Origin of the sequence: Nitrosomonas sp. Is37 (assembly GCF_033063275.1) — a bacterium.
GTDB lineage: Bacteria > Pseudomonadota > Gammaproteobacteria > Burkholderiales > Nitrosomonadaceae > Nitrosomonas.
In genome coordinates this window covers 22373-41603 of sequence record NZ_JAWJYP010000029.1, presented here as the reverse complement: position 1 = coordinate 41603, position 19231 = coordinate 22373, and the positions used below count along the sequence as shown (strand labels likewise).

Annotated in this window: 11 protein-coding genes, 1 tRNA gene and 2 pseudogenes; 5 read left to right on the top strand and 9 right to left on the bottom strand. The window is 51.8% G+C overall.

Annotated features, from left to right (window positions below):
- Window positions 1-60: 60 nt before the first annotated feature.
- A pseudogene (locus R2Q26_RS12435) lies at window positions 61-1015 on the bottom strand (RecQ family ATP-dependent DNA helicase); the annotation flags it as partial.
- A 778-nt stretch (window positions 1016-1793) separates the two neighbouring features.
- On the opposite strand from R2Q26_RS12435, the gene R2Q26_RS12430 reads away from it, so the two are divergent.
- The 4 genes and pseudogenes from R2Q26_RS12430 to R2Q26_RS12415 all read left to right on the top strand — a co-directional run.
- Window positions 1794-3752 carry a DNA topoisomerase IV subunit B gene (locus R2Q26_RS12430; protein ID WP_317536570.1) on the top strand — a complete coding sequence of 653 codons (1959 nt, stop codon included), beginning with the start codon at window positions 1794-1796 and terminating at the stop codon, window positions 3750-3752.
- 6 nt (window positions 3753-3758) lie between these two features.
- Window positions 3759-6176, top strand: a complete 2418-nt coding sequence (gene parC, locus R2Q26_RS12425) for a DNA topoisomerase IV subunit A (RefSeq protein WP_317536569.1) — start codon at window positions 3759-3761, stop codon at window positions 6174-6176.
- Between the two features lie 210 nt (window positions 6177-6386).
- Window positions 6387-7730: a GTPase HflX gene (gene hflX, locus R2Q26_RS12420; protein WP_317536568.1), complete on the top strand. Its 1344-nt coding sequence runs from the start codon at window positions 6387-6389 to the stop codon at window positions 7728-7730.
- Window positions 7731-7816: 86 nt separating this feature from the next.
- A pseudogene (locus R2Q26_RS12415) lies at window positions 7817-8089 on the top strand (integrase core domain-containing protein); the annotation flags it as partial.
- 42 nt (window positions 8090-8131) lie between these two features.
- Here R2Q26_RS12415 and R2Q26_RS12410 read toward each other — a convergent pair.
- The 6 genes from R2Q26_RS12410 to R2Q26_RS12385 form a co-directional block, all read right to left on the bottom strand.
- On the bottom strand, window positions 8132-8983 hold the full coding sequence (locus tag R2Q26_RS12410) for a PA4780 family RIO1-like protein kinase (protein WP_317536567.1): 852 nt from the start codon (window positions 8981-8983) through the stop codon (window positions 8132-8134).
- Between the two features lie 51 nt (window positions 8984-9034).
- Window positions 9035-9880, bottom strand: coding sequence for a transposase (locus R2Q26_RS12405; protein WP_317536566.1), 846 nt, complete (start codon window positions 9878-9880; stop codon window positions 9035-9037).
- 406 nt (window positions 9881-10286) lie between these two features.
- Window positions 10287-12497 carry a DEAD/DEAH box helicase gene (locus tag R2Q26_RS12400; protein WP_317536565.1) on the bottom strand — a complete coding sequence of 737 codons (2211 nt, stop codon included), beginning with the start codon at window positions 12495-12497 and terminating at the stop codon, window positions 10287-10289.
- 16 nt (window positions 12498-12513) lie between these two features.
- Complete coding sequence (locus tag R2Q26_RS12395) at window positions 12514-13827, bottom strand: ATP-binding protein (protein WP_317536564.1); 1314 nt, start codon at window positions 13825-13827, stop codon at window positions 12514-12516.
- Window positions 13824-16172: a TerB N-terminal domain-containing protein gene (locus tag R2Q26_RS12390; RefSeq protein WP_317536563.1), complete on the bottom strand. Its 2349-nt coding sequence runs from the start codon at window positions 16170-16172 to the stop codon at window positions 13824-13826. Before R2Q26_RS12390 ends, R2Q26_RS12395 begins: the two co-directional genes overlap by 4 nt.
- Before the next feature lie 181 nt (window positions 16173-16353).
- Window positions 16354-16429, bottom strand: a tRNA-Arg gene (locus R2Q26_RS12385).
- 30 nt (window positions 16430-16459) lie between these two features.
- On the opposite strand from R2Q26_RS12385, the gene R2Q26_RS12380 reads away from it, so the two are divergent.
- Window positions 16460-17707: an MFS transporter gene (locus R2Q26_RS12380; protein WP_317536562.1), complete on the top strand. Its 1248-nt coding sequence runs from the start codon at window positions 16460-16462 to the stop codon at window positions 17705-17707.
- Here the strand turns inward: R2Q26_RS12380 and R2Q26_RS12375 are convergent.
- Both R2Q26_RS12375 and trxB read right to left on the bottom strand, forming a co-directional pair.
- Window positions 17704-18264: a Smr/MutS family protein gene (locus R2Q26_RS12375; RefSeq protein WP_317536561.1), complete on the bottom strand. Its 561-nt coding sequence runs from the start codon at window positions 18262-18264 to the stop codon at window positions 17704-17706. The genes R2Q26_RS12380 and R2Q26_RS12375 overlap by 4 nt on opposite strands.
- Window positions 18261-19211: a thioredoxin-disulfide reductase gene (trxB, locus tag R2Q26_RS12370; protein ID WP_317536560.1), complete on the bottom strand. Its 951-nt coding sequence runs from the start codon at window positions 19209-19211 to the stop codon at window positions 18261-18263. Before trxB ends, R2Q26_RS12375 begins: the two co-directional genes overlap by 4 nt.
- Between the last annotated feature and the right edge of the window lie 20 nt (window positions 19212-19231).

Below are 19231 nucleotides of genomic sequence, written 5' to 3'. Positions count from 1 at the left end.
CTTGGATTTACATCGCTATGACCCGTATTATGTCGAGGCGATTAACCTAGAGCAGGAGTTTCCAAACAGCTTCTTAGGTAAATCGAGGTGCGCCACAAAGCGCACGTTAGGCTTATCTATACCCATGCCAAAGGCCACGCGGTAGCCACCATGATAAACCCCCTCCTCACGCAGGAATCTGCGTTGATGCTGGTTGCGCGTTGCATTGTCAAGCCTGGCATGATAGGGCAATACATCCCAGCCACGCGCTTTTAGCCAGGCTGCTGTTTCCTCCACCTTTTTGCGCGATAGGCAATAGACGATACCCGCATCGTTGGCGTGCTCGGCTTCGAGAAAGGCTTGCAGTTGCTGGCGTGGATTGCTTTTGATTGCAACGCGATAGCAGATATCGGGACGGTCAAAACTTGCAATAAACTGCCGCGCATTTTCCAGCGCCAGACGCTCGACAATTTCTGCCCGTGTTGGCGCATCGGCGGTCGCCGTCAACGCGATGCGCGGCACAGCAGGAAAGCGTTGGTGCAATACTGTCAGCCCCCGATATTCCGGACGGAAATCATGCCCCCATTGCGAAACGCAATGAGCCTCGTCAATGGCAAACAGCGCTAGACTAGCGCGTGCCTGCAGGCGTTCTAACAGACTTAGGAAACCTTCTGTCAACAACCGCTCAGGTGCGACATACAGCAGCTTGAGTTCGCCATGCAGTAAAACGGTTGATCACTTCCCGCGCTGCCCCGGCATCGAGACTGAAATTCAGAAATTCGGCTTGCATACCAAGCTGATTAAGCGTTTCTACCTGATCCTGCCTCAACGCGATTAGTGGTGACACCACGATGCCTACACCCGGTCGCAGCAAGGCAGGTAGCTGATAGCACAAAGACTTGCCTCCCCCGGTCGGCATCAGTACCAGTGCATCTCCTCCTCTAGCAACATGCTCGACAATGTCTTGTTGCTCACCTCGAAAGACTGAGTAACCGAAAACGTCATGGAGAATTTGTTCGGGGGTAAGACGAGACATCATTTGAACTAAGGGACGTAGCAACTCATTTTGGGGCAGTTTACTTGTTCTCTACATTTAATCAATATTTACCAGTGGAATAATATCGTAAATGAAGCAAATCACTGCCCTGATATTAGCATTCGGGGCACCAGTCTGAATTTGTTTTCAATCAGTCAGGCCTAAATGAAGAAACGCTACCCAACCTTATCCAGACATTTCCCTGAAATGTAAGACAGGGAAAAAGATCCTTGTTCGCTTTTATTAACTTCATCTAATAAACCATAATAATAGTAGCTAAAAGTTGGTCAATTCCGGTATATCTCTAAAAAAGTATTAACTATCAACTGCTTGAGTAGATTTTTTGTCTTGTATAAAATAAGAATTTTACTGGGATAATTTGGGGATAAAATTAAGGAATTAATTTTTGTTCGAGTTATCCCAAAACTATTCAGATTTTACACACAAGATATCAGTATCAATCGCGAAGAATGTGTTTAGCCGCAATCCAAGATTTATACACGTGCTAAATTGCTGGCTGGTCGATGGAAAATCGTGTGACGCAGACTTTGACGATGGCTGCGCTGATAACTAGCTATGCAAAGGAAAAATCCGTTTCTGACCTCATGCATCACTGATTTTTATTGACTTGTCCGTTCACTCACTCAGACCCCGCTCAATCCTGATTCCCTGCTAAAACATGGGGCAGACTATGCGCGACTCTGTGGGCGCACTAAGTTCATGGATTTTTGTGGGAAAATATCGGAGCGTAACCCGCGCTCAAACCAACCTGGCAACCATGGCAAAACAAACTTACGACGAATCCTCAATCCGAGTCCTGCGCAAGCTGGAGCCTATCCAGTTGCGACCGGGCATGTACACCCGCACCACCGACCCGACGCACATGGTGGTGGAAGCCATCGACAACGCTGTTGACGAGGCGATGGCAGGGTATGCCAAAAATATCGAAGTAACCCTTTACCGGGATGGTTCAGTCGCCGTCGCAGATGATGGGCGCGGCATTCCGGTCGGCCTGCATCCGGAAGAAAAAGTCCCGACCATACAGGTCGTGTTCCAGGTGATTCATTCCGGCGGTAAGTTTGCCAAAGGTGAGGCGGACAGCAGTTATAAATTCACCGGCGGCCTGCACGGTGTTGGCGTTTCAGTGACTAATGCGCTCTCCTCCCGTCTGGAAGTTGAAGTCAAACGCGAAGGTAAGCAGCACCGCATCGTCTTTGCCGAGGGTGAAGTCATCGAGCCGTTAACCGTGATCGGCCATTGTGGCGCACGTAACACCGGGACGGTACTGCGCATCTGGCCTAATGCAAAGTATTTCGATTCCCCCTCCCTTCATCGGGGAGAGTTGGAGCACTTGTTACGTGCCAAGGCGATGCTGCTGCCAGGCGTTAAAGTGCTGCTCAACATCGAAACCGCCACTGGCTTCGATGTCAAGGAATGGCATTTTAGCGAGGGAATCGCGCAGTACCTCGATCAGATGATTGCCGCGGATGAGCCGATCGCGCCTGCCTTCTGCGGTAAAAAGTATCTGGCCGCTAACGAAACCTTCTCTAACGGTGAGGGAGCGCAATGGGCGCTGGCATGGGTTGAAGGTTCAGGTGGAGGAGAGTCCTATGTCAACCTGATCCCGACGCTAGGAGGTGGGACGCACGAGGCCGGCTTGCGTGATGTGGTATTCAACAGCGTGCGTACTTTTGCAGAACAGCATGGCCTGATGCAGCGCAACGTAAAGCTGGCGGCCGAGGATGTGTGGGCCAAGCTACGCTTCGTCCTGGCAGTCCAGATGGTTGATCCGAGCTTCTCTGGCCAGACCAAGGAAAAGTTGTCCTCGCGCGAGGCAGTCAAGCTGGTGGGGGCAGCCATGAAGGACGCGCTGGATTTGTGGCTCAACGAGCATGTGGCAGAAGCGACGAAGATTGCCGAGCAGGCTATCAAGAACGCCATCGACCGCGGCAAGACCGCCAAAACCGTCGAGCGCAGAAAAGGTTCCGGCGTGGCGGTGATGCCAGGCAAACTCACCGATTCCGAATTGACCGGCCCTAACGCCGAACTGTTCCTGGTGGAAGGGGATTCCGCCGGTGGTTCGGCCAAGGCGGGACGTGACAAAGAGACTCAGGCTATCCTGCCGTTGCGCGGCAAAGGCATGAACAGCTGGGAAGTGGAGCAGTCGCAGATACTTGCTAACCAGGAGATCCACAATATCGCTGTATCGCTGGCTATTGATCCGCACAAGCTTGATAGCGATGTGGATATGGGCACCTTGCGCTATGGTAAGATCATCATTCTGTCCGACGCCGATGATGATGGTAGCCATATCCAGGCGTTGCTGCTTACCCTGTTCTTCCGGCACTTCCCCAAGATTATTCAGCATGGGTATGTCTATATTGCCAAACCACCGTTGTTCCGGGTGGATGTGCCGGCACAAGGCAAAAGCAAACCGCTACGCAAGCTGTACGCCCTGGACCAGGTGGAGTTGGACATACTTGAAGCACGCCTGCGCCAGGAAGGTATTAAAGAAGGCAGCTGGACCATTTCCCGCTTCAAGGGTCTGGGGGAAATGGATGCTGTTCAGCTTTGGGAAACCACATTATGCCCGGACACGCGCCGGCTGGTGAAGATTAGTATTGGCGATGTGGCAGAGGCGGTTCAGACCTTCGACACCCTGATGGGTAAATCACATGCCAGCGAGCGCAAGGAATTGATTACTACACATGGCAACGAAGTTGAAGCGGATATTTAAAGAAAAATGAAGAACATGGATCTGTTTGACGTTCTGGACTCCCCCTTGCCGGCTCAAGAAATACTGCAAAAAGCAGGACCGCCTCCGCCCGCACCGCCCGCGTCTTCTCAAGGCGATAGCGACGACGATGGCAGCTTCGACCTTGCCGAATACACGCATCAGGTTTACCTGCGCTATGCCATCAGCGTGGTCAAGGGACGGGCGCTGCCTTCCGTGTCGGATGGCGAGAAGCCGGTACAGCGCCGCATTCTTTACGCCATGTACCGCCTGGGTTTAACCCAAGGGTCAAAGCCGGTTAAATCGGCCCGCGTGGTCGGTGATGTGATTGGCAAATACCATCCACATGGTGATTCAGCTTCCTATGAAGCGATGGTGCGCATGGCACAGGACTTTGTGTTGCGCTATCCCCTGGTTGATGGCCAGGGTAACTTTGGCTCGCGTGACGGCGACTCCCCTGCAGCCATGCGGTATACCGAAGTGAGGCTCACCAAGTATGCTGAACTACTGCTGTCCGAAGTAGACGCGGGGACAGTGGATTTCCGCCCCAATTACGACGGTTCAGAGCAGGAGCCAGTGGATCTGCCAGCACGTCTCCCCTTCCTGTTGTTGAATGGTGCATCTGGCATCGCAGTCGGCATGGCCACGGAATGCCTGCCGCACAACCTGCGTGAGGTGGGCAATGCTGCCATTGCGCTGATACATAACCCGTCGCTTGGCATTAATGACGTATTGCAGCACATCCAGGGGCCGGATTTCCCAGGCGGTGGCCAACTGATTTCCAGTACCAGGGATGTACGGGAAGCCTATGCGACGGGTCGGGGTATCTTCCGTGTGCGTGCACGCTGGACCATAGAGCAGCAAGCGCGCGGCCAGTGGCGTATGGTGGTGCATGAATTGCCGCCGGGGGTCTCAGTCAAGAAAGTGCTGGAAGAGATTGGCGAATACGCCGATCCGCAGGTAAAAACGGGTAAGAAAGATTTGTCGATAGAGCAGAAACAGATGAAGCAATTGTTCCTCGAGGCACTGGAAACGGTGCGCGATGAGTCCGGCAAAGATGCTTCCGTGCGTATTGTTCTGGAACCGCGTTCTTCGCGTATGCCGCAGGAGCAGTTCATCGCCCTGCTGCTCGCGCATACCAGCCTGGAGTCCACGGTACCGGCCAATATGGTCGCCATCGGACTGGATGGCAGACCGAATCAGAAGAACATCCTGGAATTACTTGCCGAATGGGTGCGGTTCCGTACCACTACGGTTTCCCGTCGCAGTCAGACAAGGCTTGATCAGGTGCAAAAGCGCCTGCACATCCTTGAAGGCCGCAGGGCGGTACTGCTGAATATTGATGAAGTCATCAGAGTCATTCGTGAAGCGGAAGATCCCAAGGCCGACCTGATGTTGCAGTTCGGGATTTCTGTCATTCAGGCAGACGATATTCTGGAAATTCGATTGCGTCAGTTGGCCCGCCTGGAGGCCATCCGCATCGAGAATGAAATGAATGAGCTGAAAACAGAAGAAGAAGGGCTGAGGATCGTGCTGAGCAATGAAACTGCAATGCGCAACTTGATTATCAGCGAGATCGAGGCTGACGTGAAGAAATTTGGCGACGACCGCCGCACACTGATTGAAGCTGCGGAGCGTGTAGTTGCCAAGGCGGTATCCGTGTCGGATGAGCCCTGCACTGTCATCCTGTCGAAAAACGGCTGGATACGTCAGCGCACTGGCCATGAAGTGGACATGGGCGCACTCTCGTTTAAGGATGGCGACCAATTACTGGCTATTGGGCAAACGCGCACGACTTATCCGCTTGTCGTGCTGGACAGTAGGGGACGTGCCTATAGCCTGTCCACGACTGATATTCCTGGAGGGCGTAGCGACGGTGTGCCGTTAACTTCCTTGCTGGACATGCTCCCCAAGGTAAAAGCGGCCGTTATGTGCACCGCAGCACCGGATACCAAATATCTGTTCAGCTCATCCGGTGGCTATGGCTTTATTGCCACGCTAAAAGACCTGGTATCACGCCAGAGGGCTGGCAAGGCCTTCATGACGCTGAACAAAGAGGATAGCGTGCTGCAACCAGCGAATGTCGCCAGCGGTGCTCTGATCGTGGCACTTGGCAGCAATGGCAAGCTGCTGTCATTCCCGGTCAGCGAAATGAAGGAATTGTCGGGTGGTAAGGGCGTCATCATTCTCGGACTGAATGCGGGTGAGACGTTGATTGCCACAGTGGTGCTCCCGGAAGGTTCATCACTCCTGATCAGGGGAACAGGCAGGGGTAGCAAGTCGTCGCAATGGGTACTGAAATGGGGAGAACTGCAACCGTTCGTGTCACACCGGGCACGCAAGGGAATGCTGGCGCCGGTCAAGTTCAAGCCAGAGAAGATTGAAGTATTCAGAACTGGGTCTGATTCAGTGGACGGGCCGCTCTAACTCCTCAAGATATTTGAGGAATAACACCCATGAAGCCTGTTCAATGTGATCTAGTTCATTGCCGCGTGAAAGCTTGTTCTAACAGGTGACTCTGATTTTGCTATTTGAGGAGTTAGACGATGTGTTGATTAAGGATTGCTCACGGTACTACTTATTATGGTCAATTCAGGTACTATCTGATTTCACCCACTCAAAAGATACTGTCTCCAAATGCAAATAGAAGCCAAAGAAAAATCCAGGTACGCTGTCGTGGCGGCCGTTCAACTGCCGGGCGTGAGCGATGTTGAGTTCGAGGCGTCACTGAGCGAGCTACGCGAGCTCGCAAAAACACTGGGATACGAGGTCGTCAGCACGTTCGTGCAGAAGCGCGCCAGTTTCGACACGACGGCTTACCTTGGCACCGGCAAGCGGCAGGAAATACGCTGCTTCGTCAACAACGAATCCGAGTCCGCCGAGTTCGAGGAAACAGCCGCCAACCTTGATAGCCGGATCATCGATGCTATCCTGGTCGATCACGAGATCTCACCCTCGCAGGCGCGCAACCTTGAAAAGGAGGTCGGCTGCGAGGTGATGGACCGCACTATGGTTATCCTCGAAATTTTTCACCGCAACGCCCGCTCTCGCGCTGCGCGCGCCCAGGTGGAGATCGCACGCCTCGGCTACATGGCGCCGCGCCTACGCGAGGCGGCGAAGCTTGCGGGTCCGCAAGGGCGGCAGCGCAGCGGCGTCGGTGGCCGGGGGGGCGGCGAGTCGCACACTGAGTTGGACCGACGCAAGATCCGTGACCGTATCGCCGAGCTTCAACAGGAAATTGTCGCGATGGATGTCGAGCGCAAGACGCAACGCGCACGGCGGCAAGAGCGTCAGAGGCTCGCTGGCGTGGCACTCGTCGGCTATACGAACGCCGGCAAGTCTACCCTGATGCGGGCGCTCACGGGAAGCGAGGTGCTGGTTGCGAATAAACTCTTCGCTACGCTTGATACCACGGTGCGGACCCTCTACCCGGAGAGCGTGCCACGCGTGCTTGTCAGTGACACGGTCGGGTTCATCAAGAACCTGCCCCACGGACTCGTCGCCTCGTTCAAGTCAACGCTGGACGAAGCGCTTGATGCATCGCTGCTGCTCCACGTCATTGATGCAAGCGATCCCGGGTTTGAACGCCAGCTTGAGGTCACCGATAAAGTGCTTGAGGAGATCGGAGCAAATATCGTGCCGCGCATCCGCGTTTTCAACAAGATCGACCACATCGGTGATGCAATGGCGCAGGCTGAACACGAAGCGGCCTTGCAGACACAGTATCCGGATTGCGTCGTGATGAGCGCACGCCGACCTGATGAGGTAGCGAAGCTACGCCAGAAGATCGTCGCGTTTTTCCAGCAGGATCTGGTTGAGGCCGAGCTTTTTCTTCCTTGGTCGGCACAGCAATTGCGTGGGGGAATTTACGCGAGCTGTCAGGTGCTGGAGGAGCGCGCAGACAGTGAGGGCGCCTTCTTCCTGGTCCGTGGCGAACCCGATGCTGTCAAAAACCTGCGCGAGCAGTTCAGCCAGGTGTGATGAATGGGTTCTGTCACAAAGTTTTTGCATGACCGAGTAGATGCGCTCCTTTGACCACCTTATCCAGCCAGGGGATAAAACTCTGCGTCGAGCGCATGAATAGAACAATCAAAGAAGCGACTGTGAAACGCTATTACTATGATTCACATGACCAGTTGAAGGCCCACCTACATACTTTTGTGATGGCATATAACTTCGCCAGACGGCTGAAAACCCTCAAGGGCCTCACGCCTTACGAATACATTTGCAAAATATGGACAAAAGAGCCAGAACGATTTAACGTTGACCCTTTCCAGCACATCGTGGGACTAAACATCTCTCTAATAGAAAACCGTGGTTTGTCCCCCATTTTCCTATAATTTCTGAAGAAGAGCGTTCAACAAATATTAGTCAGCACGTCATTAATGTGAATGTAAAGTACGATAAAGTTTCCGTGCTTCTTCTTCCTTAAGTGTGTCATTGATTTCACGCAGGACGCTTTTAATGTTGACTGGTTTCTCAATACGTTCGAAGCACCCAGTCAAAACGCTTTCCGGATGTAGCTGGCCGCTCTGATAGAGTGACCATATTTCCATACCATAACTGGTAGCTAGCAATTCAGACGCAAATTGACCGAAGTAAATAGCCAGGTTTTCAACATCCCGTAGCAGCATTTTACAGGCTTGGTTATTGGCGGCGGCGTCGATAGCCTGAGGCAGATCGATTATAACAGGCCCTGCGCTGTCGACCAGCACGTTGTATTCAGACAGATCACCGTGAATGATCCCGGCGCAGAGCATGCGTACTACCTGCGTAACTAATATGCGGTGGTATTCACGAGATAATTCTGCAGTAAGCACAAGATCGTTGAGCCGCGGGGCTGCATTGCCATTGCTGTCAGTCACCAGATCCATCAGTAGCACACCCTCATGGAAGTTATACGGCTTTGGCACACGCACACCAGCTGCAGCGAGTCGGTACAAGGTATCCACCTCGGCGTTTTGCCAGGATTCTTCCTGTGCTTTGCGTCCATATCTAGTGCCTTTTTCCATGGCTCGTGCACGACGGCTGTTTTTTACTTTGCGGCCTTCGGTGTAATCCGTACTTTGGCGAAAACTGCGTTTGTTGGCTTCTTTGTATACTTTAGCGCAACGTATCTCTTCTCCGCAGCGAACTACGTAAACCGAGGCCTCTTTGCCACTCATTAATTGACGGATAACCTCATCGACAAAGCCATCCTGGATCAGTGGTTCAATTCTTTTGGGAGTTTTCATTGGTGTAATACTACGCTTATATTTTGATGCTCATCTTAAAGAAGGTGTCAGTCATTGCATCTTGCAAAATGAACGAATTAACCGACTAACAGTACTGTAATGAACATTAAAATACGCTGCAATTTCAAACATTGTGTAATGTCCCGTTTTGTATATCGCATTCATTGCCTCTCCTCTATCAGTAATGCTGGCAACAATTTCATCCATTAGTTTCTTGGGCGATTTCTTCGATCGCTTGGTAATATGAATACTATCACTTTGTTTCAAACTAATATGTTTTTGTACCTCACCAATAAAAGCATTATCGCCTAAATAGGTTTGTTGTAATACCTTTCCTGAGAAAGGCTGATCAATACCCTGGCTGACATACACCTTGTATAAGCGAATGGCCTCTTTTCTTCGATGATCGAACAAACTGAGTAAATTATCAGCAGCAAGCCAGTCAGGACATGCATACCGACCTATGGTTGCACTATAGCTGGACCAGCTATAGTTTTCTGGAACATCAATTATGCCGGCACGCACTGGATTGAGGATGATATAGCGCGACAGTTCAAGTAAGTAGTTATCCTTTTGCACAATAATTGCTTTATAGCGACCCTGAAACACATGCCCCATTCGTTGACGCGTTTTGTTGAAAAATCTTGTATAACGCCCGTTTAGTCCTCGCATTATTTGAGATAGATTTGCCTTGGGCGTTTCTAGCAAAAGATGATAGTGATTATCCATCAGGCAGTAGGCATAACATATTGCTTCATAGCGTGTTATCAGCTCTGCTAATAAATCAAGAAACTGCTGCTTATCCTCATCTTCATTAAAAATAGCTTCTCCACCGTTCCCCCTTGACATGACATGGTATAAACCATTCGAAAATTCCAGTCTGATCGGACGTGCCATAAAACCATTCTTCTCCATATTCATTTTATGGCTACGCATCATAAATGCACTTCATGCACTATGCAATGACTGACACCTTTTTTCTTAATTAATTTTATATTCGCGACGACGATATCTAAGGTTTTTGCAATTTGGCGAATACTATGACCTTGGCGGTGTAGCGCATGAATTTCCACAAATAACTCCTGATTAACATTGAATTTACACCGCCTTTAGAAGCATCAAAAGCGTCAATTTTGGATATGGGTCAATTTTAAATTACCGTTAATGGGTCAGCTTTACATTGCCGATGACATAACGCCTTCTTTTCCAGCAATTTTCTCCTTCCCATCCTTTTTTCAGTAAGAAGATCTCTGATGTGCTCTAATTCTGAATTATTACAGCGCTGCTTGTTTGCCGAGACATGTTACCTTCCCACAACACTTTTCGCCCACTCCAACGCCTCCTCTATATTCAGGTAATGGCTGGCGTAGGTTTTGTGCAGCAAGTCGTTTGGAAGGGCCCAGTCCCACTTTTCGCGTTGAAGGTTTTTTGCGTCTTTAAGTAGCATATCCAAGGGCGGAGGCTTATCCACGGCTGCGTCTCTGAGCGCTTCTAGCACCTTGCCGACCGTATGCTCGCCCTTGCGCACCTCTACGCCGGGACCAGCCGGATTGGCTATAAAGCCCCGGCGGGCTAGCAAGGCCGCAATAGCCTCGTTGGCGGAGTCGCCCAGCCATGTGAGCAGCATGATTTCTCGTCCCTGGTCGATTACGTATTCGGCCGACAGCTCTCGATCAGCGTAGTATTTGCGCCCTTCTGCCAGGAATCGTTTGGCAATCTCATCGACAATCTCATCGAGAAAGGGAGGCAACTCACTCAACTCCAGTAGTCGACGCATCTCTTGGCGCACTCGAGTATGGATTCGCCCGCCTCCGCCCGAGAACGACGGCGGCACGCCACCATGTGCATGCACCACAAAAATCGTTTTCTGGGGTTCATCGACATCCTCGATCAACCAGGTTTTGCCAGCGAAGAGAATGCGCTGGCCTGGGGTGAGTATCTGGGATACAGGCAAAGTACCCAACGTCTGTCCCAAGCTGACGATGCGAAATTCCTCATCCGTGGCGAAGGCTGCGTAGAAGGAATAGTGGTTTACAATCTTCTCTCCGAGCCGGCCATGCAGCAAAAGGCTAGTCGAATCCTGGATCAACAGTTCTTTGCTTCCAAGGTGCCGGACAAGCTGGGCGAATTCCTCCTTGGAGAGCCCCTGAAAGGGCGTGTCTTGCGCACAGAGGGTGGAGTATAACTGGCCGATGGTTGCCCCGCCGTACTGAGCGATAACTGAAAGCACTTGCTGTACCAGCGTGGACAGGTGCATTCCCTTCGAAAGGGGTGGTTCGTACCAACCTTGCAGCAGTAGCGAAATCATCGCCGTCATCTGCACCGTATCTAGTCGAAGCGCACTGCTCAGCGAGGACCGGGGATCAAGGGCACTTTCGATGCAGTAGCCCCTCAAAATGGCAGGCTCTCCTTTACGGCGGCCGGAGCGCCCCAGTCGTTGCCGCAAACTGGCTACCTGGGGAGGTGACCCAATCTGCACGACGCTCTTGACTGCCCCAATATCGATACCGAGCTCCAGCGTGTTGGTGCAGATGGCCGAAGCCGGCTGCTCCTTCTGCTTGAGGGCAGCTTCGGTCTCTGCGCGAATCTCTTTCGAAAGGCTGCCATGGTGCGGCCAGAACTCGTTGGGGACCCGCTGCTGTAGGCACATCTCGTTGAGCAGGTGTGTGTAGCGCTCAACTTCGCGCCGTAAGTTAGGGAAAACGAGATTGTTTGAACCTCGCAACACCTTGAAGAGATGCGCAGCAATGAGACCAGGCGTCGTCGGTTCGATGTCTTCTCCTTCATCTTCCAGTACGGAAGGCTCTTCGTAGCCTTTGACGAGAATTTTGAGTTCCGCGCTAGAGGATTTCGACTCCACAAGCACCACGCGCTCTCCAAAACCTGGGCGAAGGAAGTCCGCAGCTAGGCGCATATCACCCAGCGTGGCGGACAGTCCGATACGAGGTACGCGTCGATTGATAGCTATTTCGATACGGTGCATCAAAGACTGAAGCTGCTTGCCGCGCTCGCTGCCGATAAAGGCGTGAAGCTCATCCACCACGAAAAATGCTGTCTGCCCAAAGACCGCACTGACCGCTGTGCCGCGGTTGCACAGTAATGCTTCCAGTGACTCAGGCGTAATGAGCAAAACACCTTGGTGCTTGGTCAGAAAACGTGTCTTGCTGGATGATGAAATATCACCGTGCCAGGGCCAGACTGGAATCTCAAGCTGCTCGCACAGTTGCTCCAAGCGGCCGAACTGGTCATTGATGAGCGCCTTAAGCGGACTGATGTAGACGATAAGTCTATGCTCCTCTGCTTGCAGGAGGTAAGTAAGTGCCGGCAGGAATGCAGCTTCGGTCTTCCCTGCTGCTGTAGCCGCAGCCACGATGACGTCGCGTTCCGCAGGAAGGATGAGCGGGATCGCCGCCTCTTGAGCATCACGCAGTGACTCCCACCCTTCAGCCCAGATAAAGCGCTGGATACGCTCATCAAGCAAAGCGAATGAAGAGCTGAGTACTGATGCTGTCATTCCTGCAAATTCGAGCTTACAGCTTGAAAGAGGCGAATTCCTCATCCCCTTCAGATTCGACTAGCTGATCATCAGTGGCGCCATTGTCTGCGACAACTTCGATGCTACCCAGCAAGTCTTGCCACGTTGTTCCGGCGTTCTGCTCAAGCACAGCCAAGAGATTGATGAAGGCCGTAATGGTGGTGCGAGGCGTTCTGAAGTAAGTATCCCCGATACGTTTCGAGCAGTGCTCCATGAAGCCGAAGATACCCTGGTCAGGTAGGAGATGTCGGGTCACGTCGCCGGCAGCATACACATGGCGAATCTTCTGTAAAAGAACATAGAAGTCCTCTGGGGTCAAACTGGACAATTGAATGACCGGACCGCTGAAGTCCACCAAGCCGCCTACAGCGAATGTGTTTTGCGCAAGACGGCTTTGCAGTGCTGGGTAGCTATATAGACCACGGCGCCGGTCTAGTAGGAATTCAGGTGTTCCCCCGAGTACGAAGCCCAAGCCAACGGCAGTACCCTGGAGTGAGTCGTTGAGGATACGAAGAATCTGCTCGTAATTGGCGTTGCGAGCCTGTGCGTTGGCCAACTTGTATAGGTTGACGAGCTCATCGAGACTTACCAGCAAGCCGGCATAGCCTGCCAAGCGAACGAAACGTGCCATCAGCTTAAGTTGATCATACACCGCCGCATCGTCTACGATTGTTCGTACGCCTAGGGCCTGTTTCGCATCTGTTTTAGTGGAAAATTCACCCCGCAACCATCGAATCGCATCTGATTTCAACGCTTCGTTACCCTCTTCGAATCCGCGGTAGTAGGCTGCGATGACGTCAGCAAAGTCATATCCGTTGACCAACCCAGTGAGGTGAACCAGTTTCCCGCGGATGACTGTTTCAGTGGTTTGTCCTACAGTCTTTGCTTCCGATTTCGCCGTAGCGATAAACTTCTCGACGATGCCACCCATAGCGCCACCTTCGGGCTTGCTTCGGGTGGAAAGGTTGCGCATCAACTCTGCATACAGTGAGCGAGCCTGTCCGCCGCTGGCATGAAGACGTCGGTCAGGGTTAAGGTCTGCGCTGGCAACGACCAGCTTCTTCTCCATGGCTACCGCCCTGATCAGATTCAGGAAGAATGTCTTACCCGAGCCGTACTCCCCGATAACCACGCGAAACCCAGAGCTACCTTCAGAACTGCCGCCTGCAATGCGGTCGATGTCTGTTACTAAAGCTTTAATTTCCTGTGCTCGGCCAACTTGGATGAGATGCTGTCCCGAACGAGGGACAACGCCAGCACGTAAAGATTGGATGACCGCATCGCGATCCTTGGGGCGAATAGTGCTCATGCTTCCAGTTTCTCCAGAATATCAGTGTTGACCTCAACCGGGTTCTCGCCCTCGGTAAAGGGCATATCGTAGGTATCATATGAAACTTCATTGATTCGTTCAAGTGCGCCATCTAGCATTAAATCTAGATCCGCTGCAACATCAAGCAGTTCCTGTCGACTCCACTGTGGTCGCGACAATAGCATACGCGCTAAGGCGGTGAGCGGTTCGTCCAGCCCCATGATAGCATTCGAAAATGTTTCGTCCTCGGTTTGTGTTACAGGTTCTGGTTCCACTCCGTGCATCGTCGAAGATTCCTCTTCCTTGAAGATATTAGACAGCAAGGCCGAGACTTTTTCAGTGTCTTGCTGGAGTGCGGCAATGCGTGCGGGATCAAGCCTGAATCCGCCAGTGTTCGTCCGATCTGTTTCATGCAATTTGGCATCTGCTGCTGCCGCGTGAACGTCAGAAAATACCTTCTTTGGCTCAACGCCCAAAGCCTTGTAAGCTTTCTCGAGTATCTTGACCTCATCTGGGGAAACGATCCCGTCTGCCTGGGCCACCGTAGCCATAAAGGTAGCAATAGTTTCTTTAGTGGATACCTCTAAGGGCTCGAGCTTCTTCTTGAGAGAGGCGAGGGAAACAGGGGAGATCATCAGTAACTGTAAGTGGGCAAGTAGTCGGCACAGGTGGTTGGGCGTAAGGTGAGTCCAAGTTTGAACCTGCTCGCGAAGATGGTTTATTTCCTTGACGTGGAATTCACTATCCACGCTAGCTACCGTAGAGGCTAGCTGCAGCGTTAACATCGCAGCTTGGTATGCGGGAGTAGCCCTAGATGCGGTTTCCTCTGGTAGAACTGCGAACAGTACGATGCGTTCATCTGACTTTGGAATCTTTGCTCCTCCCAGCACATCAGGCTCGATGCCAATGTTCATGGACTCCAGCGCACGGGCTAGTGCTAAGGTCTTGTCCTTTGTAAAACTGGCTTGGGCGCCTAACGAATTCAAAAGCTCCTGGAAGGGCATGGTTACTATGCCGTCAACCATGCGCGCCTTGATCTGGGCAAGAGCTTGTTGGACCTTCCAAGGCCACAAAGTTGCTGGCAATACCAGCAAGCCTTCCAGTGCATCTTTATTACTGGCATTCTTGCCAACGTAACGACTGTAAGGCTCAAGCTCTTTAGTGGCTGTTTCCACGAGCTCTTGGATCTTCTTGAGAGGGACCGTGAGAACCGTGACGTCAGGAACATTACCGAAGGTCAGAGTGGGCTCGCTGTAGCCCCTGAACCCAGAAGACGCTGGCCGGTAAACGAGCTTGAGCTTGGTGCGGTTTCGAGGCAAAGCTATACCTGCGCCAAAGAACTGGGTGTACTTCTGTGTGAAGAGAATGTCGAACTGTTCAGCACATCGGGTGGCGGGTGTTCGTAGAGTTATTCCCGGCTCCAACTTAGCCCAGGCTAGTGCCAGGTGGGCTGGAACTGGAACCTCGTCTACAGCCGTTTGTCCCAGTGCCAGTCGAATGTACAGAGGCAGCTCATAGCTGCGAGGAAAGCTCGGAACCTCTTCCTGCTGGTAGAGTTTTGCGGGATGATCAGCAAGGGAAACCCAATTCAGTAGCTCGCTCGCATAGCGTCGAAACGAAGAGGATTTCTCGCCGTAGATACTTAGCAACCGCCGGAGCTCTGCTGCGATTGGAGGCCAGTCTCCTTGCACGGTTGGATCACTGGCGGCATCCAGCACAGCCCGGCGCTCAAGTCCATAAAAAAATAAGAATACATAGCCGATGTCGGCGCTCGGGTCTTGTCGGCCACCAGCCAGCCATTTCAGATAGGCGCATCGTGCCTCACTTGAAATTCCCGAGTAGCTGGGCCAGTAGCTCATTGCTTGCTCGGTGTAATCGCCATGCTTGCTGACGTTCTGGGTTGGATCAATAAGACAAGGATCATTTTTGCCGTCAGGCGTCTTGAGCTGTGAACCAACATAAATCATGCCATCGGGCAATGAGAAACCTGCCACGTTGATTGGTTGTCCCGGTCCCACCCACATCGCATTTCCAAGCCCTGTGGGTGCTTGCGGGATACGGTATTCCTCCGTTTCCGATGATTGGGGGCGGTAAACGCTAACAGGGTCGTCTTCGTCAATGAACTTTTGCGTTTCTGGGACTTGATATGGAGCATGAAACGGAAGTGCTTGCGCTACTTGCTCGCTATCTGGTGACTTCTTGTTGTAGCGATAGGTGATATAGGCGACAACAGTCATACCTATGACAACCCATGCTTCGACAGGAATTGACGCAATAAGCGCTAGAGTTCCAATCACAGTAGCTCCGAGCAACTCTCCAGCGCTCGATTTTCCCTTGTGTGCCATGTACATTTCCCTGGTCTTAGTGACCGTTACTCACCGAAGCCAGCTGATGGACTTGTTCGACTGACTTTGGGTAGTCATATAGCAATACCTGACGTGAATACTAAAAAAATCGTTTTTGTTTAAAGTTGTGTAGCCCCAGAAAAAAAGAGACCTAGCATTTCTGCTAATCACCTGATTTTATTGGCGCCCTAGAGACGAATCGAACGTCCGACCTACCCCTTAGGAGGGGGTCGCTCTATCCACTGAGCTACCAGGGCTAAGCTTACATTTTACGCTATTATGTAGGAATGGATAAACAGAAACCGTTTCCTGAGCATACCACTGCAGCACAAAAAAAATTACCGCGTACCGTCGTTGTACTTGGTCTGGTCAGTTTTTTCAATGATTTTGCATCTGATATCGTCGTGCCGCTTATTCCGATTTTGCTGGCATCCGTCCTAGCGGCTGGGCCGGTGGCATTGGGTTTGATCGAAGGCATTGCCGATGCGTTGGCCAGTCTTCTGAAGCTCTGGTCAGGGCGGCATTCTGACATCATGGGTGGCCGCCGCAAGAAATTGACATTAATGGGCTATACACTGTCCAACATTGCCCGCCCGCTGCTGGGTTTGGCTGTTTCCTGGCCGGTAGTGTTGTTGCTGCGCAGCATCGATCGTGTGGGTAAAGGGATACGCAGCGCACCGCGCGATGCGCTGGTGGTAGATGCTACGCCTTCACATATGCGCGGTTACGCCTTTGGATTTCACCGCGCGCTGGATAATGGCGGAGCAGTGGCAGGGAGTCTCGCTGCGGCAGCCATACTCGCCTGGTCGGGGCTGGATCTGATCGAGGTGATTTTATGGTCTGCAGTACCGGGCTTTGTTGCAGTCCTGCTGCTGAGTATGGGTATCAAGGAAGAAAACCAGCGCACTATTGCACATGAGAAAGATGCCACATCCAAAACCATGCCACCTTTACCTTCCTTACGCTGGTCATTATTATCTCTGCCAATACGGCGGTATCTGCTGGTTCTGACGCTCTTCACCTTTGCGCGCGCCTCCGAAACGTTTATTTTATTGTTAGGGTATCAATTAGGCGTGGGGGTAGTAGAGTTGTTGCTGATCTGGTCTGCCATCAGCCTCGCTAAAGCCATGACCTCGACTGCCGGTGGGCAGTTGACTGATCGCTATGGACGAGGCAGTTTGATATTGATCAGTTGGGTTGCGTTTGCGGTATCGTTCCTACTGTTTGGTCTGGTGACAAGTGGTAACGAATTATGGCTGGTCAGTATTTTTTACGGCCTGTTTATTGGTATGAGTGAAGGTGCTGAACGTGCCCTAATTAGTGATTATGCTCCTCCTCTGGAACGAGGCACTGCCTTTGGTTGGTATTATCTGGCAGTCGGACTGGCGGCCATTCCTGCTGGTGTACTGTTCGGCTCCTTATGGCAGTTACATAGTGCCTCGCTGGCGTTCTTTGTGGCAGGCGGACTTGCTGCCTTGGCGGCGATATTATTGCGGCTATACGCTTGGCCCGCCAAAAATACTCCATCCCATTAAGCAGATAATTTAAGAAGTACCAGTACGGCACCACTGCCGCCCTGCTCAGGATTCGCCTGACAAAACGCCAGCACATCATCACGTTGTGCGAGCCAGCTGCCAACCCTCGATTTCAGCACAGGCTCACCGTTTTTCGAGCTCAACCCTCGCCCATGAATGACGCATACACAGCGAGCACCATACTTGCCGCACTCATCGAGAAATGCTACCAGAGCATAACGTGCTTCATCCCGTGTCATCCCATGCATATCCAGCTCAGCTTGAATTTTCCAGTGGCCTCGCCGCAATTTGCGCAGCATCTGGCGCGATAAGCCAGGGCGTAGATAAGACCACTCACCACCTTCCGGGATTTCGAGTGAGATATGATCTGACAGCGTATCCTTGCTAGCAGCTGTTTCCACCGCAGGCCGAGGTATCGGCAGCGGCAGCTTTTGTCGATGAACGATTTGCTTAGAGGGAGCAAGCGGGATGACATCCTGCATCGCCTCACGAAATAAGGCAATCTCCTCCTCGTTACTTGTCTTTTCGGAAGTAAATGCTTTTTTGTCTTGCTTCACTTTAAACCATCAAGATATTTCTCCGCATCCAGCGCAGCCATACAACCGGTGCCAGCACTGGTTACCGCCTGGCGATAAACCTGATCCTGCACATCGCCCGCAGCAAATACACCTTCAATACTGGTGGCGGTGGCATTACCTTCATTGCCGCCGCGGGTGACGATATAGCCATTTTTCATTTGCAGTTGCCCCTGAAAAAGATCGGTATTGGGCTGATGTCCAATGGCGATAAAGACACCTTTTAAATCCTGCGTACGTGTGGTGCCATCATGAATATTTTTGATGCGAATGCCAGTCACACCAGATTCATCACCCAGTATTTCATCCAGCACGTGATTGAGCGATAACTTAACATTACCGGTTTGCGCCTTGTTCATCAGTTTATCGATCAGAATTTTTTCTGAACGAAATTTATCACGCCGGTGCACCACGGTCACTTGGCGAGCGATATGAGAAAGATACAAGGCTTCTTCCACTGCGGTATTGCCGCCACCGATTACAGCGACATCCTGGCCTTTATAGAAAAAGCCATCGCAGGTCGCACACGCCGATACACCTTTGCCCATATAGGTCTCTTCTGAAGGCAATCCCAGGTATTTAGCTGAAGCACCCGTAGCGATAATCAATGCATCACAGGTATAAGTACCTTGATCACCTATCAGGACGAAGGGTTTTTCCGTGAGTTTGGCCGTATGAATATGATCGAAAATAATTTTGGTTTGAAAACGCTCCGCGTGTTTCTGGAAACGTTCCATCAATTCCGGGCCTTGAACGCCTTGCACATCAGCCGGCCAATTATCAACATCAGTAGTCGTCATGAGCTGCCCCCCTTGTGCCAGCCCAGTGATAACAACAGGATTAAGATTGGCGCGCGCAGCATAGATCGCGGCCGTATAGCCTGCAGGGCCAGAACCAAGAATGAGCAATTGGGAATGTTTGGTGGTCATGTTTTTGTTTTAATAAAAAT